The sequence below is a fragment of the Methylocaldum sp. GT1TLB genome, assembly GCF_051027445.1.
In the GTDB taxonomy this organism is placed as follows: Bacteria; Pseudomonadota; Gammaproteobacteria; order Methylococcales; family Methylococcaceae; genus Methylocaldum.
In genome coordinates, this window is the sequence record NZ_CP194898.1 from 598,270 (window position 1) to 620,656 (window position 22,387).

14 protein-coding genes are annotated in these 22,387 nt (G+C 58.0%); 5 read left to right on the forward strand and 9 right to left on the reverse strand.

The window, feature by feature from the left end:
• Window positions 1-69 precede the first annotated feature (69 nt).
• The 5 genes from ACR2R1_RS02580 to ACR2R1_RS02600 all read right to left on the reverse strand — a co-directional run bounded on the left by ACR2R1_RS02580 (window position 70) and on the right by ACR2R1_RS02600 (window position 9,793).
• Entirely contained in the window at window positions 70-1,626 is a 1,557-nt protein-coding gene (locus ACR2R1_RS02580) for a complex I subunit 4 family protein (protein WP_077729634.1), read from the reverse strand.
• Between the two features lie 277 nt (window positions 1,627-1,903).
• Complete coding sequence (locus tag ACR2R1_RS02585; protein WP_434112538.1) at window positions 1,904-3,433, reverse strand: complex I subunit 4 family protein; 1,530 nt, start codon at window positions 3,431-3,433, stop codon at window positions 1,904-1,906.
• A gap of 7 nt (window positions 3,434-3,440) precedes the next feature.
• Window positions 3,441-4,997 carry an NADH-quinone oxidoreductase subunit 5 family protein gene (locus ACR2R1_RS02590; RefSeq protein ID WP_434112540.1) on the reverse strand — a complete coding sequence of 519 codons (1,557 nt, stop codon included), beginning with the start codon at window positions 4,995-4,997 and terminating at the stop codon, window positions 3,441-3,443.
• A complete protein-coding gene (locus ACR2R1_RS02595; protein WP_434112542.1) occupies window positions 4,990-8,313 on the reverse strand; it encodes a DUF2309 domain-containing protein in 3,324 nt (1,107 codons plus the stop codon). Before ACR2R1_RS02595 ends, ACR2R1_RS02590 begins: the two co-directional genes overlap by 8 nt.
• Window positions 8,314-8,323: 10 nt before the next feature.
• Complete coding sequence (locus tag ACR2R1_RS02600) at window positions 8,324-9,793, reverse strand: complex I subunit 4 family protein (RefSeq protein WP_077729630.1); 1,470 nt, start codon at window positions 9,791-9,793, stop codon at window positions 8,324-8,326.
• 294 nt (window positions 9,794-10,087) lie between these two features.
• Between ACR2R1_RS02600 and gltX the strand changes: the two genes are divergently transcribed.
• The 4 genes from gltX (at window position 10,088) to ACR2R1_RS02620 (ending at window position 14,845) form a co-directional block, all read left to right on the forward strand.
• Window positions 10,088-11,488, forward strand: a complete 1,401-nt coding sequence (gltX, locus tag ACR2R1_RS02605; RefSeq protein ID WP_434112544.1) for a glutamate--tRNA ligase — start codon at window positions 10,088-10,090, stop codon at window positions 11,486-11,488.
• Window positions 11,488-12,927, forward strand: coding sequence for a cysteine--tRNA ligase (gene cysS, locus ACR2R1_RS02610; RefSeq protein ID WP_347259133.1), 1,440 nt, complete (start codon window positions 11,488-11,490; stop codon window positions 12,925-12,927). The genes gltX and cysS overlap by 1 nt, the downstream gene beginning before the upstream one ends.
• Before the next feature lie 134 nt (window positions 12,928-13,061).
• A complete protein-coding gene (locus tag ACR2R1_RS02615) occupies window positions 13,062-14,210 on the forward strand; it encodes a PQQ-dependent sugar dehydrogenase (protein WP_347259132.1) in 1,149 nt (382 codons plus the stop codon).
• Between the two features lie 59 nt (window positions 14,211-14,269).
• Window positions 14,270-14,845 carry an NUDIX domain-containing protein gene (locus tag ACR2R1_RS02620; RefSeq protein WP_133715919.1) on the forward strand — a complete coding sequence of 192 codons (576 nt, stop codon included), beginning with the start codon at window positions 14,270-14,272 and terminating at the stop codon, window positions 14,843-14,845.
• Window positions 14,846-14,948: 103 nt separating this feature from the next.
• Here the strand turns inward: ACR2R1_RS02620 and ACR2R1_RS02625 are convergent, their stop codons facing one another.
• The 4 genes from ACR2R1_RS02625 to ACR2R1_RS02640 all read right to left on the reverse strand — a co-directional run bounded on the left by ACR2R1_RS02625 (window position 14,949) and on the right by ACR2R1_RS02640 (window position 21,353).
• The gene (locus ACR2R1_RS02625) at window positions 14,949-15,461 is read right to left on the reverse strand and encodes an NUDIX domain-containing protein (RefSeq protein WP_133715920.1); all 513 of its coding nucleotides are present in this window, start codon (window positions 15,459-15,461) and stop codon (window positions 14,949-14,951) included.
• Window positions 15,462-15,539: 78 nt separating this feature from the next.
• The gene (locus ACR2R1_RS02630) at window positions 15,540-16,964 is read right to left on the reverse strand and encodes an efflux transporter outer membrane subunit (RefSeq protein WP_133716222.1); all 1,425 of its coding nucleotides are present in this window, start codon (window positions 16,962-16,964) and stop codon (window positions 15,540-15,542) included.
• A 105-nt stretch (window positions 16,965-17,069) separates the two neighbouring features.
• Window positions 17,070-20,267, reverse strand: a complete 3,198-nt coding sequence (locus ACR2R1_RS02635) for an efflux RND transporter permease subunit (protein WP_434112547.1) — start codon at window positions 20,265-20,267, stop codon at window positions 17,070-17,072.
• A gap of 21 nt (window positions 20,268-20,288) precedes the next feature.
• The gene (locus ACR2R1_RS02640) at window positions 20,289-21,353 is read right to left on the reverse strand and encodes an efflux RND transporter periplasmic adaptor subunit (protein WP_434101634.1); all 1,065 of its coding nucleotides are present in this window, start codon (window positions 21,351-21,353) and stop codon (window positions 20,289-20,291) included.
• A 295-nt stretch (window positions 21,354-21,648) separates the two neighbouring features.
• On the opposite strand from ACR2R1_RS02640, the gene ACR2R1_RS02645 reads away from it, so the two are divergent.
• Window positions 21,649-22,287, forward strand: coding sequence for a TetR/AcrR family transcriptional regulator (locus ACR2R1_RS02645; protein ID WP_133715923.1), 639 nt, complete (start codon window positions 21,649-21,651; stop codon window positions 22,285-22,287).
• The last annotated feature ends 100 nt before the right edge of the window (window positions 22,288-22,387 follow it).

A 22,387-nucleotide genomic window follows, 5' to 3' on the forward strand; every position in this document is an offset into this window, starting at 1 on the left:
GAAGCATTAATCTATAACAGGTATCGAATCGACACAAACAATTTCCTCAACCGGAATTTTCGATTTCACTCAAGGACTGGATCTTGTTGTTTGGAATTTTTCGGATAAGTCGGCATATGCCGAAGGGCCGGTTGCAGCATTGATCCGCGCAACCCACGCTGTCACAGCGGTGCTGCTGGTACTCGTAATCATGCTAGGCACCAGTCCTCCCAAGAGGATCAAGGCGATCAGCAGGATTGCCAGCCCCGATTCGCGCGGACGCAAATCGGAAGCGGTGCGTACAGCCGTTAGTTTAACAGGCCCCCAGAACGCCCGCTGAAAGAAGCCGAGGAAATAGGCCGCACCTAGAATCACTCCCAATAACACAGCGAGACCGGTACCCACGTGAGCCTGGAATGCGCCGATAATGATCAGATGCTCCGCGGCGAAACCATTGGTGCCGGGCACGCCCATCGCGGCGATTCCGAAAAGAAAGAAGAAGGTCGTGAGCAAAGGCATCGATCGGGCTAACCCGCCCAAATTGGCAAGTTCGGTCGAGCCCAGGCGATGATGGAGAAACCCGGCCAGCAGGAATATGCCGCCGGATACGGTCGCAAAGTTGATCAACTGAAACAGGGCACCCTGAACCCCCTGTGGGTTCAAGGTGGCAAGGCCGATGACCACGAAGCCCGCGTGACTGATGCTGGCGTAGGCAAGCAAGCGGCGGAGATTGGTTTGCTTCAGTGCGATCAGCGCGCCGTACAAAACCCCGACGGTGCCCAAGGCCGTCAAGATCCAGATGTATTCGCCGGCTGCATCGGGAACCAAGGGAATGGCGAATCGCATCATGCCGTAAAGTCCGAGCTTGAGCCCGGTAATCAGGGCCGAAACGCCCGCAGGCCCTTCCATTGCAACCGTCGGCAGCCAGGTGTGAAACGGAAACAGAGGCGCTTTGACGGCGAAGCCCAGGAATAGAAGCAGAAACACCGCGGTGCGCAGCTCTTCGGAAACCGGCACGTGGAGCAGCGTCAGATAGTCGAAGGAAAGTCCGCGCGGCGCAGAGCTCCCCATTTGCTCGGCATGGTTCAGCGCCAAGAGGATGATTCCGAACAACAGGGGAACACCGCCCGCCAGCATGAAAAGCGTGTACTTGCTGGCGGCATAACGTCGTTGCGGCCCGATTCCCCACAAACTCACGAGGAAAAAGATGGGAATGAGCGTAAGCTCCCAGAATAGAAAGAACAGTGCCAGATCGAGAGCGCAGAACACGCCCAGCGTGGCGCTTTCCAGAAGGAGTGTGAGCGCGAGATAGAGCCTTACCTGAGTTTGGACCTGTGTCCAGGTCGCCGCGATCACAGCAAAGGTCAAAAGCGCCGTGAGAAGCGGAAACAGAATCGACAGACCGTCAAGGCCGACGACGTATGAAATGTTGAGGCTCGGTATCCAGACGACTCGCTCGATCAGTTGCATTCTCGCCGAGCTGAAGTCGAAAAGACCGAGCAGGGACAAGGACAAGAGCAGTTCCGCGAGAGACACCGCTAGTCCGAACCGACGGGAGGATGCCGGATCTCGAAAAAAAAACAACAAACCGGCCGCGGCCAGCGGAAGAAATATCAGAATGGTCAGAATCGGAAAATCGGCGGTCATCACTTTGTCTCCGGGCGGCGTAAGCCGACGATTAAACCTGGAAACGGCAGTTGGACGCATCCGAGTGTGCGGTTGGCGGGTCGGCCGGCAAGCCTGTCCTGAGCCCCGTCGAAAGGGCGCGACGCCGCCGTCAGGCGGCCCGATAGCCGTGCAATCGAGTGCGTAGCGGCCTCACCCAAGCGGTGAAGCGGATAAGAGGTATAGCAGTTGAGATCCAACGAGCTTTTCTGGTGCATCGAAGCGGTTAATTGCCGTTTTTAGGTTAAATAATTCAAAGTCACTGTTTCTTCTGTTCCAAACGCTCGAAGCGTTGAGCCAATTCACTTACGGATTCGTTGACCATCTGAACCCAAGGCTCGGTGTAAAAACCGACACCCAACAAAACGGCGCAGACGACGCCGTTAAGCGTCACCTCGGGAACGGTGAGCCTGGTTTTCTGGCGATGTAACGCCGATTTTTTGCGCTGGGCCAGGAAGGCGCGCTGGAAGGCCCATAACAGAAATGCCGCGGCCAGGACGTTGCCTGTGGCTACGGCAATCGTGACTCCCCAGTCATGAGCTTCGATTGATCCCTCCAGAAGAAGATGGGCAGCGTCGAAACCGGGAGTCCCTGGCATCGCCATGGTGCTCAACGCGGAGACCAAAAACGTGATACCCAATAGCGGCATGAGATCGAACAGTCCTCCGAGACGTGGCAGCAGGGAGCTTCCGGCGCGACGAAACATCAAGCCGGTGGCAAATAGCAGCCCGCTAGCCGCGATGCTGAAATTCACCGACAGCAGCAAGCTGCCCGCGAACCCCTCCGAGTTCAGGCAGAATACGCCTACCACCAGCATGCCGGTATGGCTGACCGCCGCGAAGGCCAAGAGCCGCCTCAGATTCAACTGCATCAGTGCCATCAGCGCACCGTAGAACATGCCTGCCAACGCCAGAACGATAACAGCCGGCTTCAGGGTTTGGACCGCATCAGGCAATAGCGGCAGCACGAAGCGCAATAATCCGTAGATACCGACTTTCGCTCCGATCACAAATACGCCTATGGTGGCCAGGGTTCCATGTTGAGAAACCTGGGGCAACCAGGCATGAAAAGGAAATTGCGCCATCCGTACGGCCAAGCCGTAAAAGAGAAGTACGAAAGCCGCGGATTGGGCCGCAGGGGAAACCGGCGTTTCGAGCAGGTTTCCGAGCGCGAAAGTCCATTCACCGGCGGCTCGGGCGTGATTCCACCCTAAGATCAAAATGCCGAGAAATAGCATCAGCAAGCCGGTGGACATGAATTGGGTATAAAGCCGGGTCGTTTTGGGAGCTTCCGCGGAAGCGGTACTCCACCGGAGCAGGATGAACGAAACCGGTATGAGTTCGAGACAGCTCAGTAACCAAAACTGGAGCAGATCGACGGTGAAGAAAAGCGCCGTGAGCACGGCCTGGAAACCGAACAGACTGGCGACGTACAGCCCTGGCGACCGACGTTCCGGCGTAATTTCCCCATACAGCATTAACAGAAAGCTCAACAGCGACGTGACGAACACGAACAGTATGCTGAGGCCATCGACGCCTAGGTGATAGTGAAGGAACGGCAGCAGCGCAAAGTCTTCGGCGAACTGCAAGTGAGTGGCGCTCGAATCGAAGGCTATCAACAGATAAACCGTTAGAGCGAGTTCGAGGCCGGAGCCGGCTAGCCCGATAAAAAACGAACGCTGCTGCGACTGGGCGAAATAAGCGGCGCCCATTGCAATCAACGGCAGAAAGATCATCGTGCTGAGGATAGGAAAGGCGGATTGCGTCGCCCAGTTGATTTCACCGACCATAGGGTTCTCACACAGTTGCTAGCAGGGTGAAAAGGACGAAAAGAATCAGATAGCGCGGTTGAGCCAGGATGGATTCCAGGCGGTTGAACCGCATGCCGAGACGGCGTCCCAGGGTCACGAGGTCCATACCCAAACCTTGTAAGACCAGGCGCTCTTCGAACCAGTGGAATGCGGAAGCGAAAAGATCGGTCACGATTCCGAGCACACCGCCGACCCGGCGTTCATTGGCGCCATAACCGGCGCCGAGCCGATGTTCCTCCCGCTCGGCCAACGCAGACAGTCCCCGCATGGCGGGCGCGGGCAGTCCGACGATTTCTTCCACGACACGGCGGTCGAAAACGTTCAAATCGGCGGCGAAGCGAGCTATTGGCTTGACGAGGGCTTGATGGCCGAAATGTTCAAGCCAAAAACGCTGTAACGAGGCCGTGTAGAGCCAGCGAGAACGACCTGCGAACTCCGGAACGGGCCGGGTCGGCTGACCGAAAATACGATGCATTAGTGCCGGCGCGGTCAGGAACTGGTAGCCGCGTAACATCGTATGAGCAGCTAGATGCCAAGCCGCCAATTGCCACCAGCCGAGGCCACAAGCCAAAAACATCAGGCCGACCTGTGCGGTGGTGGAGAAAATCAGTGCGGACTTGACGTCGGTTTGCGTCAATCCGCATGCGAAACCATAAAGAGCCGTCACCAGACCCATGGCCGCCATGATGCCCATGGCGGCGGGTGCCGCTTCGAAGACCGGTTGCAGCCGCAACACCAAGAAAACACCCGCATGAATCATCACGGCGCCGTAAAAGATGGCACTGGATGGTGTTGGTCCTTCCATGGCGCGAGCGACCCAGGGCGCCAGAGGCACTTGGGCCGACTTGGCGGCGGCCGCCAGCAGGAAGCAGATAGCCATCAGACCGGCTTGGAGACCATCGAGACTCGCAGCACCTCGGGTAATCTGAGGCCATTCGACGCCGCCGGTCCAAGCGAAAGCCAAGAAAATCCCCAAGGTGAAACCGGCATCGCCGATCCGGTTGGTTACGAAGGCGTAGGTTGCGTTGGCGGAGGCGACCGGCCGGTCATAGGCGTACGCGATGAGTAGATAAGAGCACACCCCGGCCAATTCCCAGCCGATAAAGGTAAAAACGGCGTTGCCGGCCAACACCAGCAACTGCATCGCGCCGGCGAAAAGAGACAGGACGAGAAAAAAACGATGGAAGCCGGCTTCGCGGTGCATGTAATTCACCGAAAATCTGGCAACCATCAGCGAAAACAATGCGAACAGAGATGACAATGCCAGGGCGAGACTAGTCAGTGCAAAGCTGACGTTGACGAGGTAATCGCCACTAGCCAGCCAGGTGCCCAGAACGAGCTGATCCGGGATGAGGTCCACGTGACGGCACCAAAAGACCGCGATCGACACGACAAAAGACACTAGGGTTGCGCCGACTGCGATGGCTGCGGTAGAGCGCTCTCCCGCTTCTCCAGTGATAAATCCCGATATGATGCCAATGCCGATGGTCAAGGCCGCTAAAATCGGCAATCCCGGGATCAGTGTTACCAACCAATCAAGCATAAGAAATCCCCGAAGACTTTTGTTGAATCAATGCCGGCGGCAGTGGTCCCGCGTGTCCGGCATACCAGTCGGGGGAACGCTCGACGATAGGCAAGGGACGAAGCTCCCGATTCCACGACACAAAACCGGCGCCCGGCGTGAACATGGAAATTTCTCCGGTATCCGGATCGATAGCGGACAGAAGCACCCAGCCGTTCCCGATCAGTTCCTGCAATGAGGGCTGACGCTCGTAAATCGCGGTTAAAACTTCCGTTTTGTGCTCCACGACGATTTGCAGCCGCATCGCCTCGTGGATTTCGATCATCTGCCGGGGAAGCCCGGTTCGAAGATCGCTGGCCGCACCCTCCATAACGCCGAAAAGTCCGGTGACGTTATGGGGCACTTTTGTGCCGCAGCCGAAACGCTCGTTGTTCACGGTGGAAAAGTAATACTCGAGGTTGATGCCGGCACCAACGGGGCCCACCGCCAACAATACGCTTTCGAGAACATTGCCGAGGGGGTCCTGAGTCGGATCGTAAGAGATCAGAAATACCCGGCGGTCGAAAAAGCTTCCCTGACTGAAAGAGCGCCTCCCGACGAAGGCGGCGGCATTGGTGGCATGCCCGAGTTCAGGGCGTGCTTGGCTAAAGTCGGTGGCACGCTCGGCGATATGGGCGAGCGCCGTGTCAGGCGTTGGATTGCGCGGAGCGGAGGCAAGTCGCCGGCAACGCTCATGGGCCGAGAGGCGCCTTGCGGCATCCAGATCGTTCTTGAGCTTGCCGAATGCGAGGCGCGAGACTGGAGGGAGATCCGTCAGGTCGAACCAGAGGATGTCTTCATTGCAGGTATTGTGTTCCGCACCGACGAACCAGGTGTCAGCCGGAATGCTTATACCTTTTTCGGCGAGCAACCCGCGCACTTCCGGTCGGTTGGCCATGGCAGCAAAAGCGCGCGCATTGGGTCCTCCGTGGCGTCCGCTGCACGCACCGCAGTCGTAAGCGGCGAGATGCGGATTGTTTTGGCTGATCGATCCGTGTCCCATCAGGACCACCAGCGGAGCAAAGCCATAGGTCAAACCGGTGGCGCGCAAAAATGCCGCAACGCGATCGGCTTGTTCCGAGTCGGTAAAGCCGAGGCGGGGATTTTCCGGGGTCGCGGGAGCACTACCACTTGCCGCGGTAATAAATAATTCGGTGGCTACCTCGGGAACGAGCAGGGCATCCGCTCGTTGAGCAAGAGCGGTTTGCCGGGCGGGGAAAAACACTTTGCCGATCAGCGCCAGAAACACGCCGGGCGAAAGCAGGCCGATCAAAAACTGAGAAGAAACGAGATTCCGGCGGATTTCCTGGTTGAATATCGCGCCGATTCGATGACGAAGGGCTCGGCGCCGATCATGTTTGGTGCACAAATCGTCCTGGCCCTGGCGGGGGACTTCGCGCACCTCGTGTGCCGGCGTGACGACCACGGGACAGAGCGGCGTGACCTTGTCATCGTCGAGAGCGCGCCAGTTGATCGGCACACCGAAAAAGCCGGCGGCGCCCAAGGTTTCGATGCGCGGGTTCAATTCCTCTAGGTGGCGTCGAATGCCTTCCTCGCGGTCGTCGATACAGAAGACCACTTGGGCGTCCGGGCGATCGTCACGCTTCGCCCAGCGGCCCCGGCCACGATTATTGGCGAGGGCATTGAACAGTTCCTCTCGATAACGCCGCTCATAGGCGGAAAGCCAAAGATAACTGCGCTGTGACGGAGATAAATCGTCCAGCGCGGCGAGGAGGACTTCACAGGTCTGCAAAGACAGGGCGCGAACGTCATGGCTCGAGAGGCCCAAATGCTGAGCCAGACGGAACAAGCGCCAGCCGCTGTTGTAGATGGTCAGCCGTTGAGTTTTTTCCGCTAGCGCGCTGTGCTTCCAGGTAGAAATCATATCCGCTACCGACCACCAGCGCTCTCGATCGTAGTTTCCCGGGCTGGATTCGGCTACCAACTGCTGCGCGCAGTCCGCCAGATACTCGGGCAGACGGCCCTGGCACAGAGCATGACGCACCAGGAATTCGGACGGATTCCGTTCGAAATAGGCGCGCAGCGACGGCAAGGTGCCGGCTATGCCCCAGATTTCGCGGCATAGTCCTTCGATTGCCAAACGGTCCAGAACCAGTCGGATGGCCAGATAATCCATGAGCGAGGCGGGCGCTTCCCGGTTGGCCTCGTAATCGGGATGGTGCTGCCGCCAATTGATGATGCCCGACCAGCCGGGGAGTTCCAGGGCGAGCCGTTCCAAATAGGTTTCCCAGCGATTCTCCGGGAGTCCGATCCGAATCAGTTCGGCATGCACGGCGTCGACCGCCTGTTCCGGTAAAGCCGACACGGTTTCCCGCCAATCCGGAAAATCGCAGAGACCCAGCGATAGATCGTAGGACGCCGAACGGCGCCATGCCGAGTACAGTCCTTCCCGGCGATCGGCTGCATGCCAGGCGGCCAGTCCTTCGTCCAAATGGGAGGCGCTGAAGCGGATCAGTATCGGACGGACGATGTCGAGCACGTCCCGGCCCGTCAACGCGGCGAGCAGTCCGCGCAATGAGATGCCGCGGCCGACGTCGGCGAAGGCGGATTCCGTGAGTGCGCGAGCCTCTGTTCTCATCTTTTGGCGGGCAAGGGTAGTGCTTGCCGCCGCATCGTTCGACGACCGGTTGGTGTGATTCAATAAGTTCTCCGCTTGCCGAACGGTTAGATCGGTCAGATCTTCGGGGTGCAGGGCTGCCTGCTCCAGTCCGAGGACCGTCAGTCCGGCATCCCACAAGTCGCGGATCAAGCCGGCTTCCTGGAGCGCCTCTGCATTTCCCGTTATTCGCTTGACGGAGTCCATGAGGCGATGGCGCGCCTCGGGGGGAATATCGCTTTGAAACCGGTCGAGCGCCGCCATTTCTTCGATTTGCCAGTTCAATTGGCTCGGCGTTACCGCGTCCACGCCATAAACCATGGCGATGCGATAGACGTCGCGGCGCAGAATCTCTCGATCGCCGATTCGCAGCAGTGCCTCTTCGCCTCCAAGTTCCGGCATTTCGGCAAAGGCGGCAGCGAGATCTTCATCGAGAATGCGGCCTTGGGCATAGAACTTCCGGAACTCTTCCTCGGGCAGATAGCCTCGGACGCCGGTCAGTCGCTCGACGGATTCCAGGGCCTCTTGAAACGGAAGATGCTGATAACCGTGCAGCGTATTGTGGTGCACGAAATTCAGAATAGGCGCTTGTCCCGGCAACACATGATCGAGGTGGCAGACCGCTTCTTGCAGCCGCCGGCGAACGTCGGGCTTCGAACCTTTCGATTGGGGCGATAGCACGCTGGCCTCCTTAGAAGTTCTTGTGGCTGAAGATCATGCTGAGTTCATTGACGGAAGCGTTCATCAGCTCCACGATGGGGCCCGGCACGAGCCCCAGAGCCATGATGCCGACCGCCAACGTTCCCGCCGCTATCAGTTCGTGGCTGTGCAGATCGCGGACATTCTGCATTTCCGGGCGCATCGGACCGGTGAACAACCGGGCGGCGGTTCGGATGGCGTAGGATGCGCCGATGAGTACCCCTAGACTCGCAAACACCATGACCCAGCCGAAACTCTGAAAGCCCCCGATGATGGCGTGAAGTTCCGCCACGAATCCGGCCGAGCCGGGCAGTCCCATGGACGCGAGAAGCGCTAGGGTGGTGAAGAAGGCGAAGCGTGGAGTCACTTGGACCAGTGAGCTGTAGTCCGAAATTTCCCGGGTGTGAGTGCGTTCGTACAACAGTCCGATCAAGAGAAACAGCGCCCCGGCAATGAGGCCATGGGCGGTCATCTGCAAGACGGCTCCCAGCAATCCGGCTTCATTGAGCGCCGCTATGCCGAGCAGCACGACGCCCATGTGACTGATTGACGAATAGGCGATCATCGCCTTGAGATCGGTTTGCCGCCACGCCAGCAAGGCGCCGTAGACGATGCTGACCAAGGCGATGCCGGCCAGCACGGATTGAAGCGCCGAAGCGGCCTCAGGCAGCATGCCGGTCGCTTTGAGCAAGCCATAGGCGCCCATCTTGAGAAGCGCACCCGACAGTAGAATGCTCACCGGACTCGGCGCTTCAACGTGGGCGAGCGGCAACCAGCCGTGGATGGGGAAAACCGGCATTTTTACGCCGAAGCCGATCAAGAACCCCAGAAAAATCCAGATCTGCTGCTCCCGGGGCAGGCTCCGCGCGGTAGCCAGCATGGATTCCATCGTGGTGGAGTGTTCGGACGATGCGGTGAAAATCATTAATAGGCTGACCAGCATGAACACCGATCCGCCCATCGTGTACAGGACGAAATTGAGGCTCGCCGTATGTTTGCGCTTGCCGCCCCATTGGTCGATGAGAAAAAAGAGCGGTATCAGCGTCAGTTCCCAAAATACGTAGAACAAAGCCCAATCCTGAGCAAGAAAGACGCCGATCATCCCGAATTCGAGGGCGAGAAGCCAGAAATGATATCCCTTGACTCGCGTATTCACGCTTTCCGAGGCCAGCATCGCCACAAGACAGAGCAGAGCCGACAACACGACCATGGGCAGGGAAAAACCATCGACGCCGAGAGCGTAGTAACTCCCCAGTTCGGCGTTCCAGGGCAGGCTTTCCGGAAATTGAATCGCCGATGAAGACGTATCGAAATGAAACAAAAGCCAAACGGTCAACATCAGTACGACCACCGACGAGGTTATCGCGGTAGCCCGAATGGAGCGGATTTGCTGCGCCGGCAGAGCCAAAATGGCTAATGCACCGACGACCGGTGTCCAAAGGATCTGACTGAGGATATACATGATCAAACGCTCGTTTTGGCTGGCTGAGGGCCGGGTCTTGTGGTTCGATCAGCCGCGTGCCAGGAACGGTTAGTTGTTTTGGGTCGACACTATAAATGAAAATTTCAGAGGAGGTAAGCTTAACATGCGATATTCATGCAAATGGTCGCTTGATTGAAATGTCATCTAGGCCGCAACTGACCGGCAAGGCGCCGCAGCCGGAGCTTTTGCGGGGTTGCGGCGGGTTCGGCCTTGCTCTAAATTGTCCTATTCGCAAGAATCTTGCCGAATATAATCCCCCAATTTGCGCTCAATATGACATCGACCAAAACCCGCTTCGCTCCCAGCCCGACCGGACTCATGCACCTCGGTAACGCACGCACGGCGCTGTTCAGTGCGTTATTTGGAGATCGTTTTCTGCTTCGCATCGAGGATACCGATAGCGAGCGGAGCCGCAGCGAATTTGTCGATGAACTGATAAGCGATTTGCATTGGATGGGTTTGAATTGGGACGAAGGTCCCGAAACCGCCGAGCCGGATGAACGATACTTTCAATCCTGCCGCGGAGCCATTTATCAGCGGTATTATGAGGAACTGGAACAACAGGGTAGAGCGTATTTCTGCTTCTGTTCGCCGAGGGAACTGGAAATTTCCCGCAAGATTCAGTTGAGCTCCGGGCAGCCGCCGCGTTACACGGGCAAGTGTGCGCACCTGAGCGCGGCGGAGGTGAGTCGCAAATTCGAGGAAGGACTTCAGCCGACCTTGCGCTTCCGAGTACCGAAGAACGAAACGGTGGAATTCGAGGATCTCGTTCGCGGGCCGCAGAAATTCGCGACCGACGATATCGGCGACTTCATCATCCGCCGCGCCGACGGGAGTGCGGCGTTTTTCTTCTGCAACGCGATCGACGATGCGCTGATGGGCGTCACGCACGTGCTCCGGGGCGAAGACCATCTCGCCAATACGCCCCGGCAAATGCTGATTCTTGCGGCGCTCGATCTGCCGATACCCCAATATGCCCATATTTCGCTGATTTTGGGCGACGACGGAGCGCCGCTGTCCAAGCGCAACGGCAGCCGCAGCCTGAATCAATTGCGCGAAGAGGGCTATTTTCCGGCGGCCCTGTTGAACATGCTGGCCCGGCTGGGCCATCACTATGAGAGCGATGAGATTATGGATTTCCAAGCGCTCAAGGCGCGTTTCGATTTGTCGCACCTCGGCAAATCGCCGGCACGGTTCGACGTCGCCCATCTGAGTCACTGGCAGCAGCTGGCGGTACGCTCGGCGGATGACGAGACGCTCAAGAACTGGATGCGCAAGGAGACCGGCGCCATCGTGCCCGACGAGCATCTCGTGGCGTTCATCGAGATCGTGCGCAGCAACTGCGTTTTCCCGGAGCAGGCCGACCGCTGGGCGCGCATTCTGTTTACGGATGAATTGCAGCTCGACCCGGAAGCCGCCGAAGCCGCGAAGCAAGCCGGAGAGTCCTATTATCTCTCGGCCATCGATGCGGCTAACGCGGCTCAGGCCGAGTTCGACATATTCATGCGCGAGCTGAAAGCCAAGACCGGAGCGAAGGGCAAGGCCCTCTTCATGCCGCTACGCGCCGCATTGACCGGGCGTCTGGACGGACCGGAGCTCGGAACGATTTATCGCCTGCTGGACCCGCACCGCTTGCATCGCCGCTTGGCCGAATTCACCTACGAGTCCGAATGATGCTGAAGATCCACAATAGCCTGACCGGCCGCAAGGAAGTCTTTACCCCCATCGAACCGGGCAAGGTCCGGCTCTACGTGTGCGGCATGACCGTATACGACTACTGCCATCTGGGGCATGCCCGCGTCATGGTGGTATTCGACATGGTGGTGCGCTATTTGCGGCATCTTGGGTTTAAGGTTACTTATGTCCGGAATATCACGGATATCGACGACAAGATCATTAAGCGGGCCAACGAAAACGGCGAGCCCATTTCGGCGCTGACCGCGAGGTTCATCGATGCGATGCACGAAGACGAGCGGGCGCTGGGCGTGCTTCCGCCCGATATCGAACCGAGGGCGACGCAATCCATAGACGACATGCTGGCCATGATTCAGGCCTTGATCGACCGCGGCTATGCCTATGTCGGCGACAACGGCGATGTCTTCTACGCCGTGTCCAAATTCGAGGGTTACGGCCGTTTGTCGGGCAAGAACATCGAAGATCTCCGCGCCGGCGAGCGGGTGGAGGTCGAGGACGCCAAGCGCGATCCCTTGGATTTCGTTTTGTGGAAAATGGCGAAGCCGGGAGAGCCGGCCTGGGATTCGCCTTGGGGCAGGGGACGTCCCGGCTGGCACATCGAATGCTCCGCCATGTCCACCCGTTGTCTCGGGCATCATTTCGACATCCACGGCGGCGGCATGGATTTGCAGTTCCCGCACCATGAAAACGAAATCGCGCAATCCGAAGGGGCAACCGGCGAAAAGTTCGTGAACCTGTGGATGCACAATGGATTCGTGCGGGTGAACGAGGAGAAAATGTCCAAGTCCCTGGGCAATTTCTTTACGGTACGCGAAGTTCTGGCCCGGTATCGTCCCGAAGTCGTGCGGTTCTTCATTCTCAATAGCCACTACCGCAGTCCGCTCAATTACTCCGATGAAAATCTCGACGATGCCAATGCCGCGCTGACGAGGCTTTATACCGCCTTGCGCGGACTCCGCTGCGATCTGCCGGTTTCCGAGGGAGAGGGCAGGAGCAAGGACTTCATCGCCCGTTTCGAAGCGGCGATGAACGACGATTTCAATACCCCGGAAGCGATTGCTGTGCTGTTTGATCTGGCGCGTGAGATCAATCGGGGGCGGAATTCGAATGTAGAGGAAGCGGAAACTTTAGCGCGAACCTTAAAGCAACTCGGTGGACTTCTTGGCCTGTTGCAGACAGATCCAGAAGAGTTTTTCAAATCGGGAGTTGGAGCAGTGAGGCTCGGTGTTACCGTTGGCGCTCAGCTCGATGCGATGCTTATTTGGAGTGACGAACGCATCGAGCAAAAAATTCAAGAGCGCTTAGACGCCCGCAAGAACAAAGACTGGGCCACCGCCGACCGCATTCGGAATGAACTCAAGGAGCAGGGCATTGTGCTGGAAGATACGGCTGGCGGTACCACCTGGCGGCGAATTTGACTTGAACCGACTGGCTGCTTGAGGCTATATCCGAAGGAGGGTGTTTCGTCGGTCCGGATATAAGGCGGGGAAAAGCATAATCCATTGAAAGAGACGGACAGGCGGTTTGGATCGGAAATTCCAAGGGAGGAGTCGTGAAACTTGAAGCCGACAAGATGAGGACTATCGGAATTCGCGCAGGATTCCTTTTGGCGATTATTGCCATGGGAATCGTTGCTTTTCGGTCTTCCGGAGGCGCGTATGAGTCCGAAGGGCAACCGTTTTCAGTGGAAGTCATCGCCCAACAGGAAGACGTGGTCTGGGGTTTCGATTTTTTGCCCGACGGACGGATCGTATTCACGGAACGAGACGGACAGCTGCGCATCCTCGATCCGAGTACCAGATCGGTGCAAACCGTTCAGGGGGCGCCGGCCGTGGTTCAGGCCGGACAAGGCGGACTGCTGGACGTGAGGGTTCATCCCGAGTTCGACAAGAACGGCTGGATTTATCTGACCTATTCGGAAAAAGCGACCCACGGAATGACCACGGCCCTAGGCCGCGGCCGGCTGGAAGGAACGGAGCTGAAGGATTACCGGAAGCTTTTCAGTGCCTTCGAGCCGAATGGAAATAACATTCACTTCGGCTCCCGCATCGAGTTCGATGGGGCCGGCAAGCTCTTCATCTCGGTTGGCGATCGCAACGAGCGGCATAATGCGCAAGACTTGCGCTACCACAACGGCAAGATCCTGCGTCTGAACGAGGACGGCAGCGCGCCCGTCGACAATCCGTTCGCGAATAATCCCGACGCCAAGCCGGAGATTTGGAGCTACGGTCACCGCAATCCGCAAGGCCTGGTGAAGCATCCGATTACCGGCGAGTTATGGGAGAGCGAGTTCGGTCCGCGCGGCGGCGACGAAATCAATTTGATCCGTCCGGGAGCGAACTACGGCTGGCCCGTAATCACGTATGGACGCGAGTATTGGGGACCGAAAATCGGCGAAGGCACCGAAAAAGCCGGTATGGAACAGCCTGTGGCGTATTATGTGCCGTCCATTTCCCCGTCCGGAATCGCTTTCTATTTCGGCGACGCCTTCCCGAGATGGAAGGGCAATCTGTTCGTAGCCAATCTGAGCGGTCAGCACCTTCGCCGACTGGTGATAGACGACAACAATAAGGTCGTGAAGCAGGAGGAACTGCTGAATGACCTTGGCGTTAACTTTCGCCATGTAAGAACGGGACCGGAAGGGTTTCTTTATTTTTCGACCGACGACGGAAAAATCGCCCGCTTGGTGCCAAATCTCTAATTTAGTCCGCTATTTGTCGCGGAAAGGCAAACTGAGTATCGTTCAATTTCGATAAGATTATGAAACTACAGAGTTCTGAGGATTTGTCATTCGGTGACTTCGACCCAGGCCCCGGACCGTACGACGCCTTTCGGTTTTGTCCCCGGTGCGGCGGTGAGCATTTGAGCGTTCAGGAGCAGCGCGCGATAAGATGCGGCCGCTGCGGGTTCTTGTACTTCTTCAACACGTGCACGGCTGCGGGCGCGTTCGTTTTTCACCAGGATCAGCTCATTCTATGCGTGCGTGCCAAGGACCCGGCGAAAGGCAAGCTGGACCTTCCCGGCGGGTTCATCGAATTCAACGAAACCGTGGAAGAAGCGTTGCAGCGAGAAATCGGAGAAGAGTTGAACATCCAAACGACCAATTACCGCTATCTCGCCAGCGCGCCGAATGATTACCTATACGGCGGCGTACTTTACAAAGTAACGGATATGTTTTTCCTTTGCGATGCGCCGCAGATCGACACGCTCAGGGCAGCGGACGATGTAGCGGATTATCGGCTGGTATCGCCTGACGAAATCGAGCCCGAAGAATTGGCATTCAACTCGACCAGACTGGCGCTCGTAAAGCTTCGGGCGTGGCTGGATCAGAACTGAAAACCATTAGAGCATTTTCCGGTTTGGCGTAGCGCTAGTAGGTCGGCAATCCTTTGCCGACACCTTCGTCGGCAAAGGATTGCCGACCTACCACTGAAAACCGTTAACCTGCGGTCTCCGGATTGCGGTAGGTTTGCCAGATCAGCCGGAACGACGAAGTCAATTCGATTCCGGAATTGCTGACCCACGCATCCAGCTCGTTCATGCCGAACCATCGGCACTCGTCTATTTCGCTGGGATCTGGTTGCAGAGCGCCGGAATGAACGACCCGATAAACCTGAATGAATTCCCATCCGGTTTGCGCTGAGGCGGGCAGCTTGAACAAGAATCGAAGAGGCGAGCGGCTCGCGATTCCGAGCTCTTCGCCCAATTCCCGCATCGCGCAGTCATCGTAGCTTTCGCCCCAGTCGACGTGCCCGGCGGCGGACGTGTCCCAGAGTCCGGGATTGATGTCCTTGGTCCGCGAACGCTTTTGCAGAAGTATTTCCTCGAGATCGTTGAAAACCAGGATGTGCACGGCCCGATGCCGCAGTCCGAGCTCATGGACTTCGCCGCGCACACGCGGGCCGACAACGCGATCGTGCTCGTCGACTTCATAAAGTAGTTCGTCGTTCATAGAAAGTCACATGTCTGTTTTGCCGTGAATGCCGCGACGGATTCACGGCGGCAGCGATATGAGATGGACCATGGAACGCTATCGCGCCGAGGCTGGAACCGCCGCGACGGCATTCCGGCCGGACTCGTAAACTTCCCATCCGCCGCCGAGCGCCTTATAGACTGCGATCAGACTGGTTGCAGTGGCGGTCTGGCTTTGGGCCAGCAGTTCCTGATCCAAGAGCAAGCGGCGTTCGGCGTCCAGCACGGTGAGGAAATCCGTAATGCCGTCCTCGAAACGAAGATGCGCGAGCTGATGAGCGCGCTCGCTGGAGGTCGCGGCCGAAGCCAGCAGCCCGCGGCGGGCGCGCTGCCGATTGTAACTCACCAATGCATTTTCGGTTTCCTCGAGCGCCGTGAGTACGGTTTGCTCATAATTTGCGAGGGTGGCATCCGCGCTGGCGTCCGCCGCCCTGATGCGGGCACGGACGCGCCCGAGATCCAGGAACGCCCACGAAATCCGTGGCCCCGCCGAGAAAGCCTCCGTACCGGACGCGCCGAGGCCCGACAGAGTTCGGGATTCCAAGGCGATCGTGCCGTTGAAGGTCACTCGTGGAAAAAGATCGGCCGTAGCGACGCCGATCCGGGCGGTAGCCGCGGCCAAATTGCGTTCGGCAACGCGAATATCGGGGCGGCGGCGCATCAGATCGGCCGGCGCCCCGATATGGATCGTTTCCGGAATCTTGGGCATCGGGGCCGGTTCTGACAGGCGCGCGGAGAGCGTGTCAGGAAGCTGGCCGATCAGCACGCCGAGGCGATGGATGTTTTCGCGAATCCGGGTTTGAATCGGCGGAATCGTTGCCAGCGTGGAGTCCAGTTGAGCCTTGGCTCGCGAGGTGTCCAGCTCCGTGCCGCGTCCGGCTTCCAGTCTGGCTTGAGTCAATTCCAAGGTCGCGGCCTGGTTGTCGGCGTTTTTTTGAGCGACGTCCAGTTGATTCTGCAGACCGCGCAACTCGAAGTAGTTAAGCGCTACCTCCGAAATGACGCTGACCAGCAGGTCGCGCAGATCGGCCTCCGCGGCATCCACCTCGGCATCACGCGCCTCGACGCTACGCCGTATCCTGCCGAAGAAGTCCACTTCCCAAAAAGCGTCGAAACCGACATTGAAGAGCTCGAGCTCGCGCGGCGCGAAGGTCCGGCGGTTCATGGCGTCGAAACTTCGCTTTTGCGTCGTGTAATTGGCGTGGCTCGTAATGGTCGGCAAGAGATCCAGCCCGGCTTCCAGGTAAAGGGCGCGCGCAACGCGGAGATTCGCCTCTGCCGCCTTCAGATCACGGTTGTTGCTCACCGCCCGGTCTATCAACTCCGACAGCAGCGGATCGTCGAACTGCTTCCACCAAGCCACTTCGATGCCGTCGCGTTTGAACTCGGGAAGCACGGCGTTGGCGAACTGCGCTCCGGGCGCCGCGTCCGGTTTCGTGTAGTCGGGGCCGACTGCGCAGGCGGAAAGAAGCGCAGCGACCATGATCGGGACGACATTGCGCGCGGACGCGCCCGAAAAACGATCGCGCCTTTCAAATCGCTCGGACTGGACGGAAGAGCAAGGTATAGACATATTTTTTTTGCGAAATTAGGGACTGTTATTCGGCGTGGAGTGAGTCTTGGTATCGGTAGGTTCGGGCGATGGCCGCTGACGGCGCTCGACCAGTCTCCGCATGACGACATAGAACACTGGAGTCAGCAACAGACCGAAGAACGTGACTCCCAGCATGCCGCTGAAGACGGCGGTGCCGAGTATCCGCCGTGATTCGGCACCGGCGCCGCTGGAAATGACCAGCGGGAATACGCCGAGAATGAAGGCGAAGGAGGTCATCAAAATGGGCCGAAGGCGGAGGCGCGCGGCTTCGATGGCGGCTTGATAGCGGTCCCTGCCCTTATCTTGAAGATTACGGGCGAACTCGACGATCAGGATCGCATTCTTGCTGGCCAATCCGACCAGAACGATAAAGCCAACCTGAGTGAAGATATTGTTGTCCATGCCGCGGAGCGATACGCCGGCCATAGAGCTCAAGAGGCACATGGGCACGATGAGAATGACGGCGAAGGGCAACGACCAGCTCTCGTACTGCGCAGCCAGGGCAAGAAACACGAAGATCACGCTCAGCGGAAATATGATCATGGCGGTATTGCCCGCGAGAATCTGCTGAAGGCTGAGTTCGGTCCATTCGTAGCCCATGGTGAGCGGGAGCTCTTGATTCACCACCTTTTCCATCAAGGTGATGGCTTGGCCCGAACTGACGCCGGGCAAGGTGCTGCCGTTGATTTCCGCCGACGGATACATGTTGTAGTGCGCCACCTTGTCCGGACCCACCGTTTCGCGAATATCGACCAGGGTACCCAGCGGAACCATATCGCCGTTCCGGTTGCGGGTCTTGAGATTGGCGATATCCGAAGGCCTCAGTCTGAACTGCGAATCGGCCTGCGCCGTGACCTGGTAAGTTCTGCCGAACCGGTTGAAATCGTTGACGTACAGCGAGCCGAGATAAATCTGGAGCGTGTCGAAGACGCTGCCCAAAGGAACATCATACGACTTGGCCTGAGTCCGGTTTACGTCCACGTAGACTTGCGGCACGCTGGACCGGAATGTCGTAAATAAGCCGACCAATCCGGGTTGCTGGTTGCCCTTGGCAACGACTTCGCTCGCGATACGTTGCAATTCGTCCGGGCCGACGTTGGCGCGGTCCTGGATTTGCAGCTTGAAGCCGCCCACCGAACTGAGGCCGCGAACCGGCGGAGGCGAGAACACCGCGATATGAGCGTCCTCTATCCCCGAGAGATTCTGGCGCAGCTTGTTTATGATCGCTTCCGCGGAAAGTTCCGGATGGCCGGCGCGGTCGTCGAACGGGGCGAGACGGGCGAACATGGTGCCGGCGTTGGACTGGCTGGCTCCGGCCAGCACCGAATATCCAGCGTATGCGTTGACATGCGAGATGCCCTCGGTTTTCAGGATGATGTCCGTGGCGCGCTTGATCACCGCGTCGGTACGTTCCAGCGAGGCGGCATCGGGGAGCTGTGCGTACAGAATGAGATAGCCTTGATCCTGTTGAGGGATGAACCCGGTCGGCACCTTGGAGAAAGCCAGAAAATTGAGTCCGTTGAGCACGACATAGAGCACCAGAACCACACTTGTGATGCGGATCAGTCGGCCGACCAGACGTGAATAGGCCTCGCTGAAGGCACCGAAAATCCGGTTGAAGCCGCGGAAAAACCAGCCGAAGAGCCGGTCGAACAGGCGCGTGAACCAATCTTTGTCACCGTGGGCCCGGTCCAGAAGCAGGGCGCAGAGAGCCGGACTCAAGGTGAGCGAGTTGAATGTGGAAATGACCGTGGACACCGAAATGGTCAGGGCGAACTGCTTGTAGAAAGCCCCGGACACGCCGGTAATGAAGGCCGTCGGCACGAAGACCGCAACCAACACCAATGAGGTTGCGATGATGGGACCGACGACTTCTTCCATGGCGCGCCGGGTCGCTTCCCGTGCCCTGAGGCCGAGTGCGATGTTCCGTTCGACGTTCTCGACCACGACGATGGCGTCGTCTACCACGATACCGATGGCGAGAACCAGTCCGAACAAAGAAAGCGTGTTCAGCGAGAGTCCCATGGCCGCCATGACCGCGAAGGTGCCGATGAGCGACACCGGTACCGCCAGGAGCGGGATGATGGTGGCCCGCCAATTCTGTAGGAATATCAGTACGACGACGACGACCAGCAGAATGGCTTCGAAGAGGGTCTCTACGACGGCAGCGATGGATTGGGTGACGAACACCACGGTGTCATAGACGAGCAGGTAATCGAGCCCCTCCGGAAAGCGCTGCTTGAGCTTCTCCATGGCTTCCACCACCGCTTTCTTGGTCTCGATCGCGTTGGATCCCGGCAGTTGGAAAATAGCCACGCCTACCGTTGCTTTCCCGTCGAGGTTGAGCGACGAACTGTAATCTTTAGCCCCCAGTTCGATCCGTGCCACGTCCTTGAGTCGTGTCACCTGGCCGTCTTTTCCGGTCTTGATGATGATGTCGCCGAACTGGCTTTCGTCCGTCAGCCGGCCCATGGTGGTAACGGTAAGCTGAAATTCGATTCCTCCCGGCGTAGGCGGTTGCCCGACGACACCGGCTGCCACTTGGATGTTCTGCTCGCGTATAGCCTGTACCACGTCGGTGGACGTCAGATTGCGGGCGGCTACCTTTTCCGGGTCCAGCCAAATCCGCATGCTGTATTCGCGGCCGCCGAACAGCACGATGTCGCCTACGCCGGGCAGGCGAGCCAGCACATCCCGGATTTGCAGCAGCGCGTAATTGCTGAGATACACGCTGTCGTAGCGCCCGTCGGGGGAAATCAGGTTCACCACCAGGCTCAAGTCCGGACTGCGTTTGCGCACGGTGATGCCTTGCCGGCGCACTTCTTCCGGCAGCCTCGGCTCGGCCAAAGCCACCCGGTTCTGGACCAGCACCTGCGATTTGTCGAGATCGGTGCCCGGTTTGAACGTGATGGTCAACTGCATCACGCCGTCGTTGGTGGACTGGGACGACATGTACAGCATGTCCTCGACGCCGTTGACCTCCTGTTCGATGGGAGTCGCCACCGTTTCGGCCAGCACTTTCGCATTGGCGCCCGGATAGGTCGCGCGCACGACGACGTTGGGCGGTGCGATCTCGGGGTATTGGGCGATGGGCAGCGCAAGCGACGCCAGCCCTCCGACGAGAACGATGAGAATCGAAAGAACCGACGCGAAGATAGGGCGGTCGATGAAAAAGTGAGTAAATCTCGTCATGGCCGGACGCCGTGTCTCCGATTAAGTACCGTCGGTCTCTGAAAGCGTGACTCGCTCCGCCTCAATTTTGGTGCCGGGACGTATTTTTTGAATGCCTTCGATGATTACCCACTCGCCAGGCTGCAAACCTTCCGATATCACCCGCATCTGGCCGGCGGCAGTGCCCGGTACGATCCGACGGTATTCGGTCGAGCCATCGTCTTTCGCGATCCAGACGAACTTCTGGCCTTGATCGGTGCCGATGGCTCTGTCGGGAACCAGAAGGCCTTGATAAGGTGGGCTTCCGGGCACGCGAAGCCGAGCGAAGAATCCGGGGCTCAGGAGTTCATTGGGATTGCTGAAAACGCCTCTGGCGCGCAAGGTTCCGGTGCTCGGATCCATGCGCGGCTCGATGTAATCGATGTAACCCTGATGAGGAAATTCGGACTCGTCGAGCAGGGCCAATTTTGCTGGAATTCGAGTTTCGCGAGCGCTCGTCCGTTTCCCGGCTTCGGCCAAGCGCCTGTATTTAAGGACCGCCCGTTCGTCTGCGTCGACATAAACGTAAACCGGATCGATGGATACAATGATCGTCAGCAAAGTCCCGCCGCCGCCGCCGCCGCTGACCAAGTTGCCCGGGGTGACAAGCTCGCGTGCGATTCGCCCGCCGATAGGCGCTCGCACCTCGGTGAATTCCAGGTTCAACCTGGCTGTCTGAGCAGCCGCCTCGGCCGCACGAACGGCGGCGATGGCTTCACGCTGACCCTTGCTGCGGGCGTCGTATTCTTCTTCGGAAATGGCCTTGGCCCGTCTTAGATGCTCCGCCCGCTGCAAGTCGTTTTTGGCAAGTTCGAGCCGAGCCTTGGCCCGTTCGAGTTCTCCCTCCGCCCGGTTCAGCTCGGCCCGATAAGGTCTCGGATCGATGACAAACAATAAATCGCCCTTTTTTACCTTGTCGCCAGCCTTGAAGTTCACTCTGTCCAGATAGCCGTCGACTCTCGCACGGACTTCCACGGTTTCCATCGCTTCTATGCGTCCGGTGTACTCGTCCCATTCCAAGACTTCCTTTTGTAGCGGTTGGGCGACTTTGACTTTCACCGGCGGCATTTGACTCTCGGCCGCTTGGTTTTCCGAGCGGTTGCTACAGCCGAAGAGCTGTACGATCAGCGCTGCGCAAAGGAGGAGCCACAGCGCGATGCGGCGAAAAGTAGTGCGGGGAGAAGTTCGGTATGACGAACGGCATGCTCTAGCGGCAGCAAACGAAACTAGCATAAGTTTGGCGTATTAAGAGGGAGCGATCGGGAGTAGCGACACGGCACGAAAAGAAAGGGTAAGATATCGTTTCATTATTCTCGCTAAACTGGACGACTGTGTCCATCTATTAAAGTGAAAAGTAACGATAATGAATCGAATAGGCCGACCTAGGAAGGGTGAATCTGCCATCCGCCGCGATCAACTTCTGGATCATGCACTTCGGCTATTTGTAGAGCGAGGCTACGGCAATGTAAGCCTGGAAACTATCGCCCGCGAGGCTCGCGTGTCTCTCCGTACCATTTATCGATACTTTGGCGGTAAGGCAGATTTATTCGGGGCGGTCATTCGCCACTATAGCGATCTGTTGGTGGCGACGTTGCCGTTAGAGCAAGCCTTGGCCAAACCGTTGGAGGAAACACTGATCGTGTTCGGAAAGCATTTTCTTTTTCGGCTTTCCCGTCCGGAAATCATTCGCTTGCGTGCGCAATTGATCGCCGAGGCACATCAATTTCCGGAGCTTGCAGCGGAGTTTTATGAGCAGGGACCGCAGCGGACGCTGGATCGGCTCGCGAAGTTTTTCGGCATGCATCAGCAAGTAGGTCATGTGGTCGCCATGGATCCGGCATTTTTAGCCGGACAGTTTGTCAACGCACTCCGCGGCGAGCGCTTCCAGCGACAACAACTAGGCTTGGAGAGCGCTCCTACCGAAGATGAGGTCGAGCATTGGACAGAACAAGTGGTGAAATTATTCCTGCGGGGCTGTTTAAACAGAACGGACGCAGGTTGATCGGCCGAGACAATGCGGTACAGCTCCGCTTATCGAGCTGGGGGCGCTTTTCATCCTGCTCATTGCTTGGTGAATAGAGCAAAAAAATAAAGCTGCCTTT

What these genes read in the sequence shown, in the direction of transcription:
- ACR2R1_RS02580 (WP_077729634.1), bottom strand. Translation starts at nt 1,626, where the DNA reads ATGACCGCCGATTTTCCGATTCTGACCATTCTGATATTTCTTCCGCTG.
- ACR2R1_RS02585 (WP_434112538.1), bottom strand. Translation starts at nt 3,433, where the DNA reads ATGGTCGGTGAAATCAACTGGGCGACGCAATCCGCCTTTCCTATCCTC.
- ACR2R1_RS02590 (WP_434112540.1), bottom strand. Translation starts at nt 4,997, where the DNA reads ATGCTTGATTGGTTGGTAACACTGATCCCGGGATTGCCGATTTTAGCG.
- ACR2R1_RS02600 (WP_077729630.1), bottom strand. Translation starts at nt 9,793, where the DNA reads ATGTATATCCTCAGTCAGATCCTTTGGACACCGGTCGTCGGTGCATTA.
- gltX (WP_434112544.1), top strand. Translation starts at nt 10,088, where the DNA reads ATGACATCGACCAAAACCCGCTTCGCTCCCAGCCCGACCGGACTCATG.
- cysS (WP_347259133.1), top strand. Translation starts at nt 11,488, where the DNA reads ATGCTGAAGATCCACAATAGCCTGACCGGCCGCAAGGAAGTCTTTACC.
- ACR2R1_RS02620 (WP_133715919.1), top strand. Translation starts at nt 14,270, where the DNA reads ATGAAACTACAGAGTTCTGAGGATTTGTCATTCGGTGACTTCGACCCA.
- ACR2R1_RS02625 (WP_133715920.1), bottom strand. Translation starts at nt 15,461, where the DNA reads ATGAACGACGAACTACTTTATGAAGTCGACGAGCACGATCGCGTTGTC.
- ACR2R1_RS02630 (WP_133716222.1), bottom strand. Translation starts at nt 16,964, where the DNA reads ATGGTCGCTGCGCTTCTTTCCGCCTGCGCAGTCGGCCCCGACTACACG.
- ACR2R1_RS02635 (WP_434112547.1), bottom strand. Translation starts at nt 20,267, where the DNA reads ATGACGAGATTTACTCACTTTTTCATCGACCGCCCTATCTTCGCGTCG.
- ACR2R1_RS02640 (WP_434101634.1), bottom strand. Translation starts at nt 21,353, where the DNA reads ATGCCGCCGGTGAAAGTCAAAGTCGCCCAACCGCTACAAAAGGAAGTC.
- ACR2R1_RS02645 (WP_133715923.1), top strand. Translation starts at nt 21,649, where the DNA reads ATGAATCGAATAGGCCGACCTAGGAAGGGTGAATCTGCCATCCGCCGC.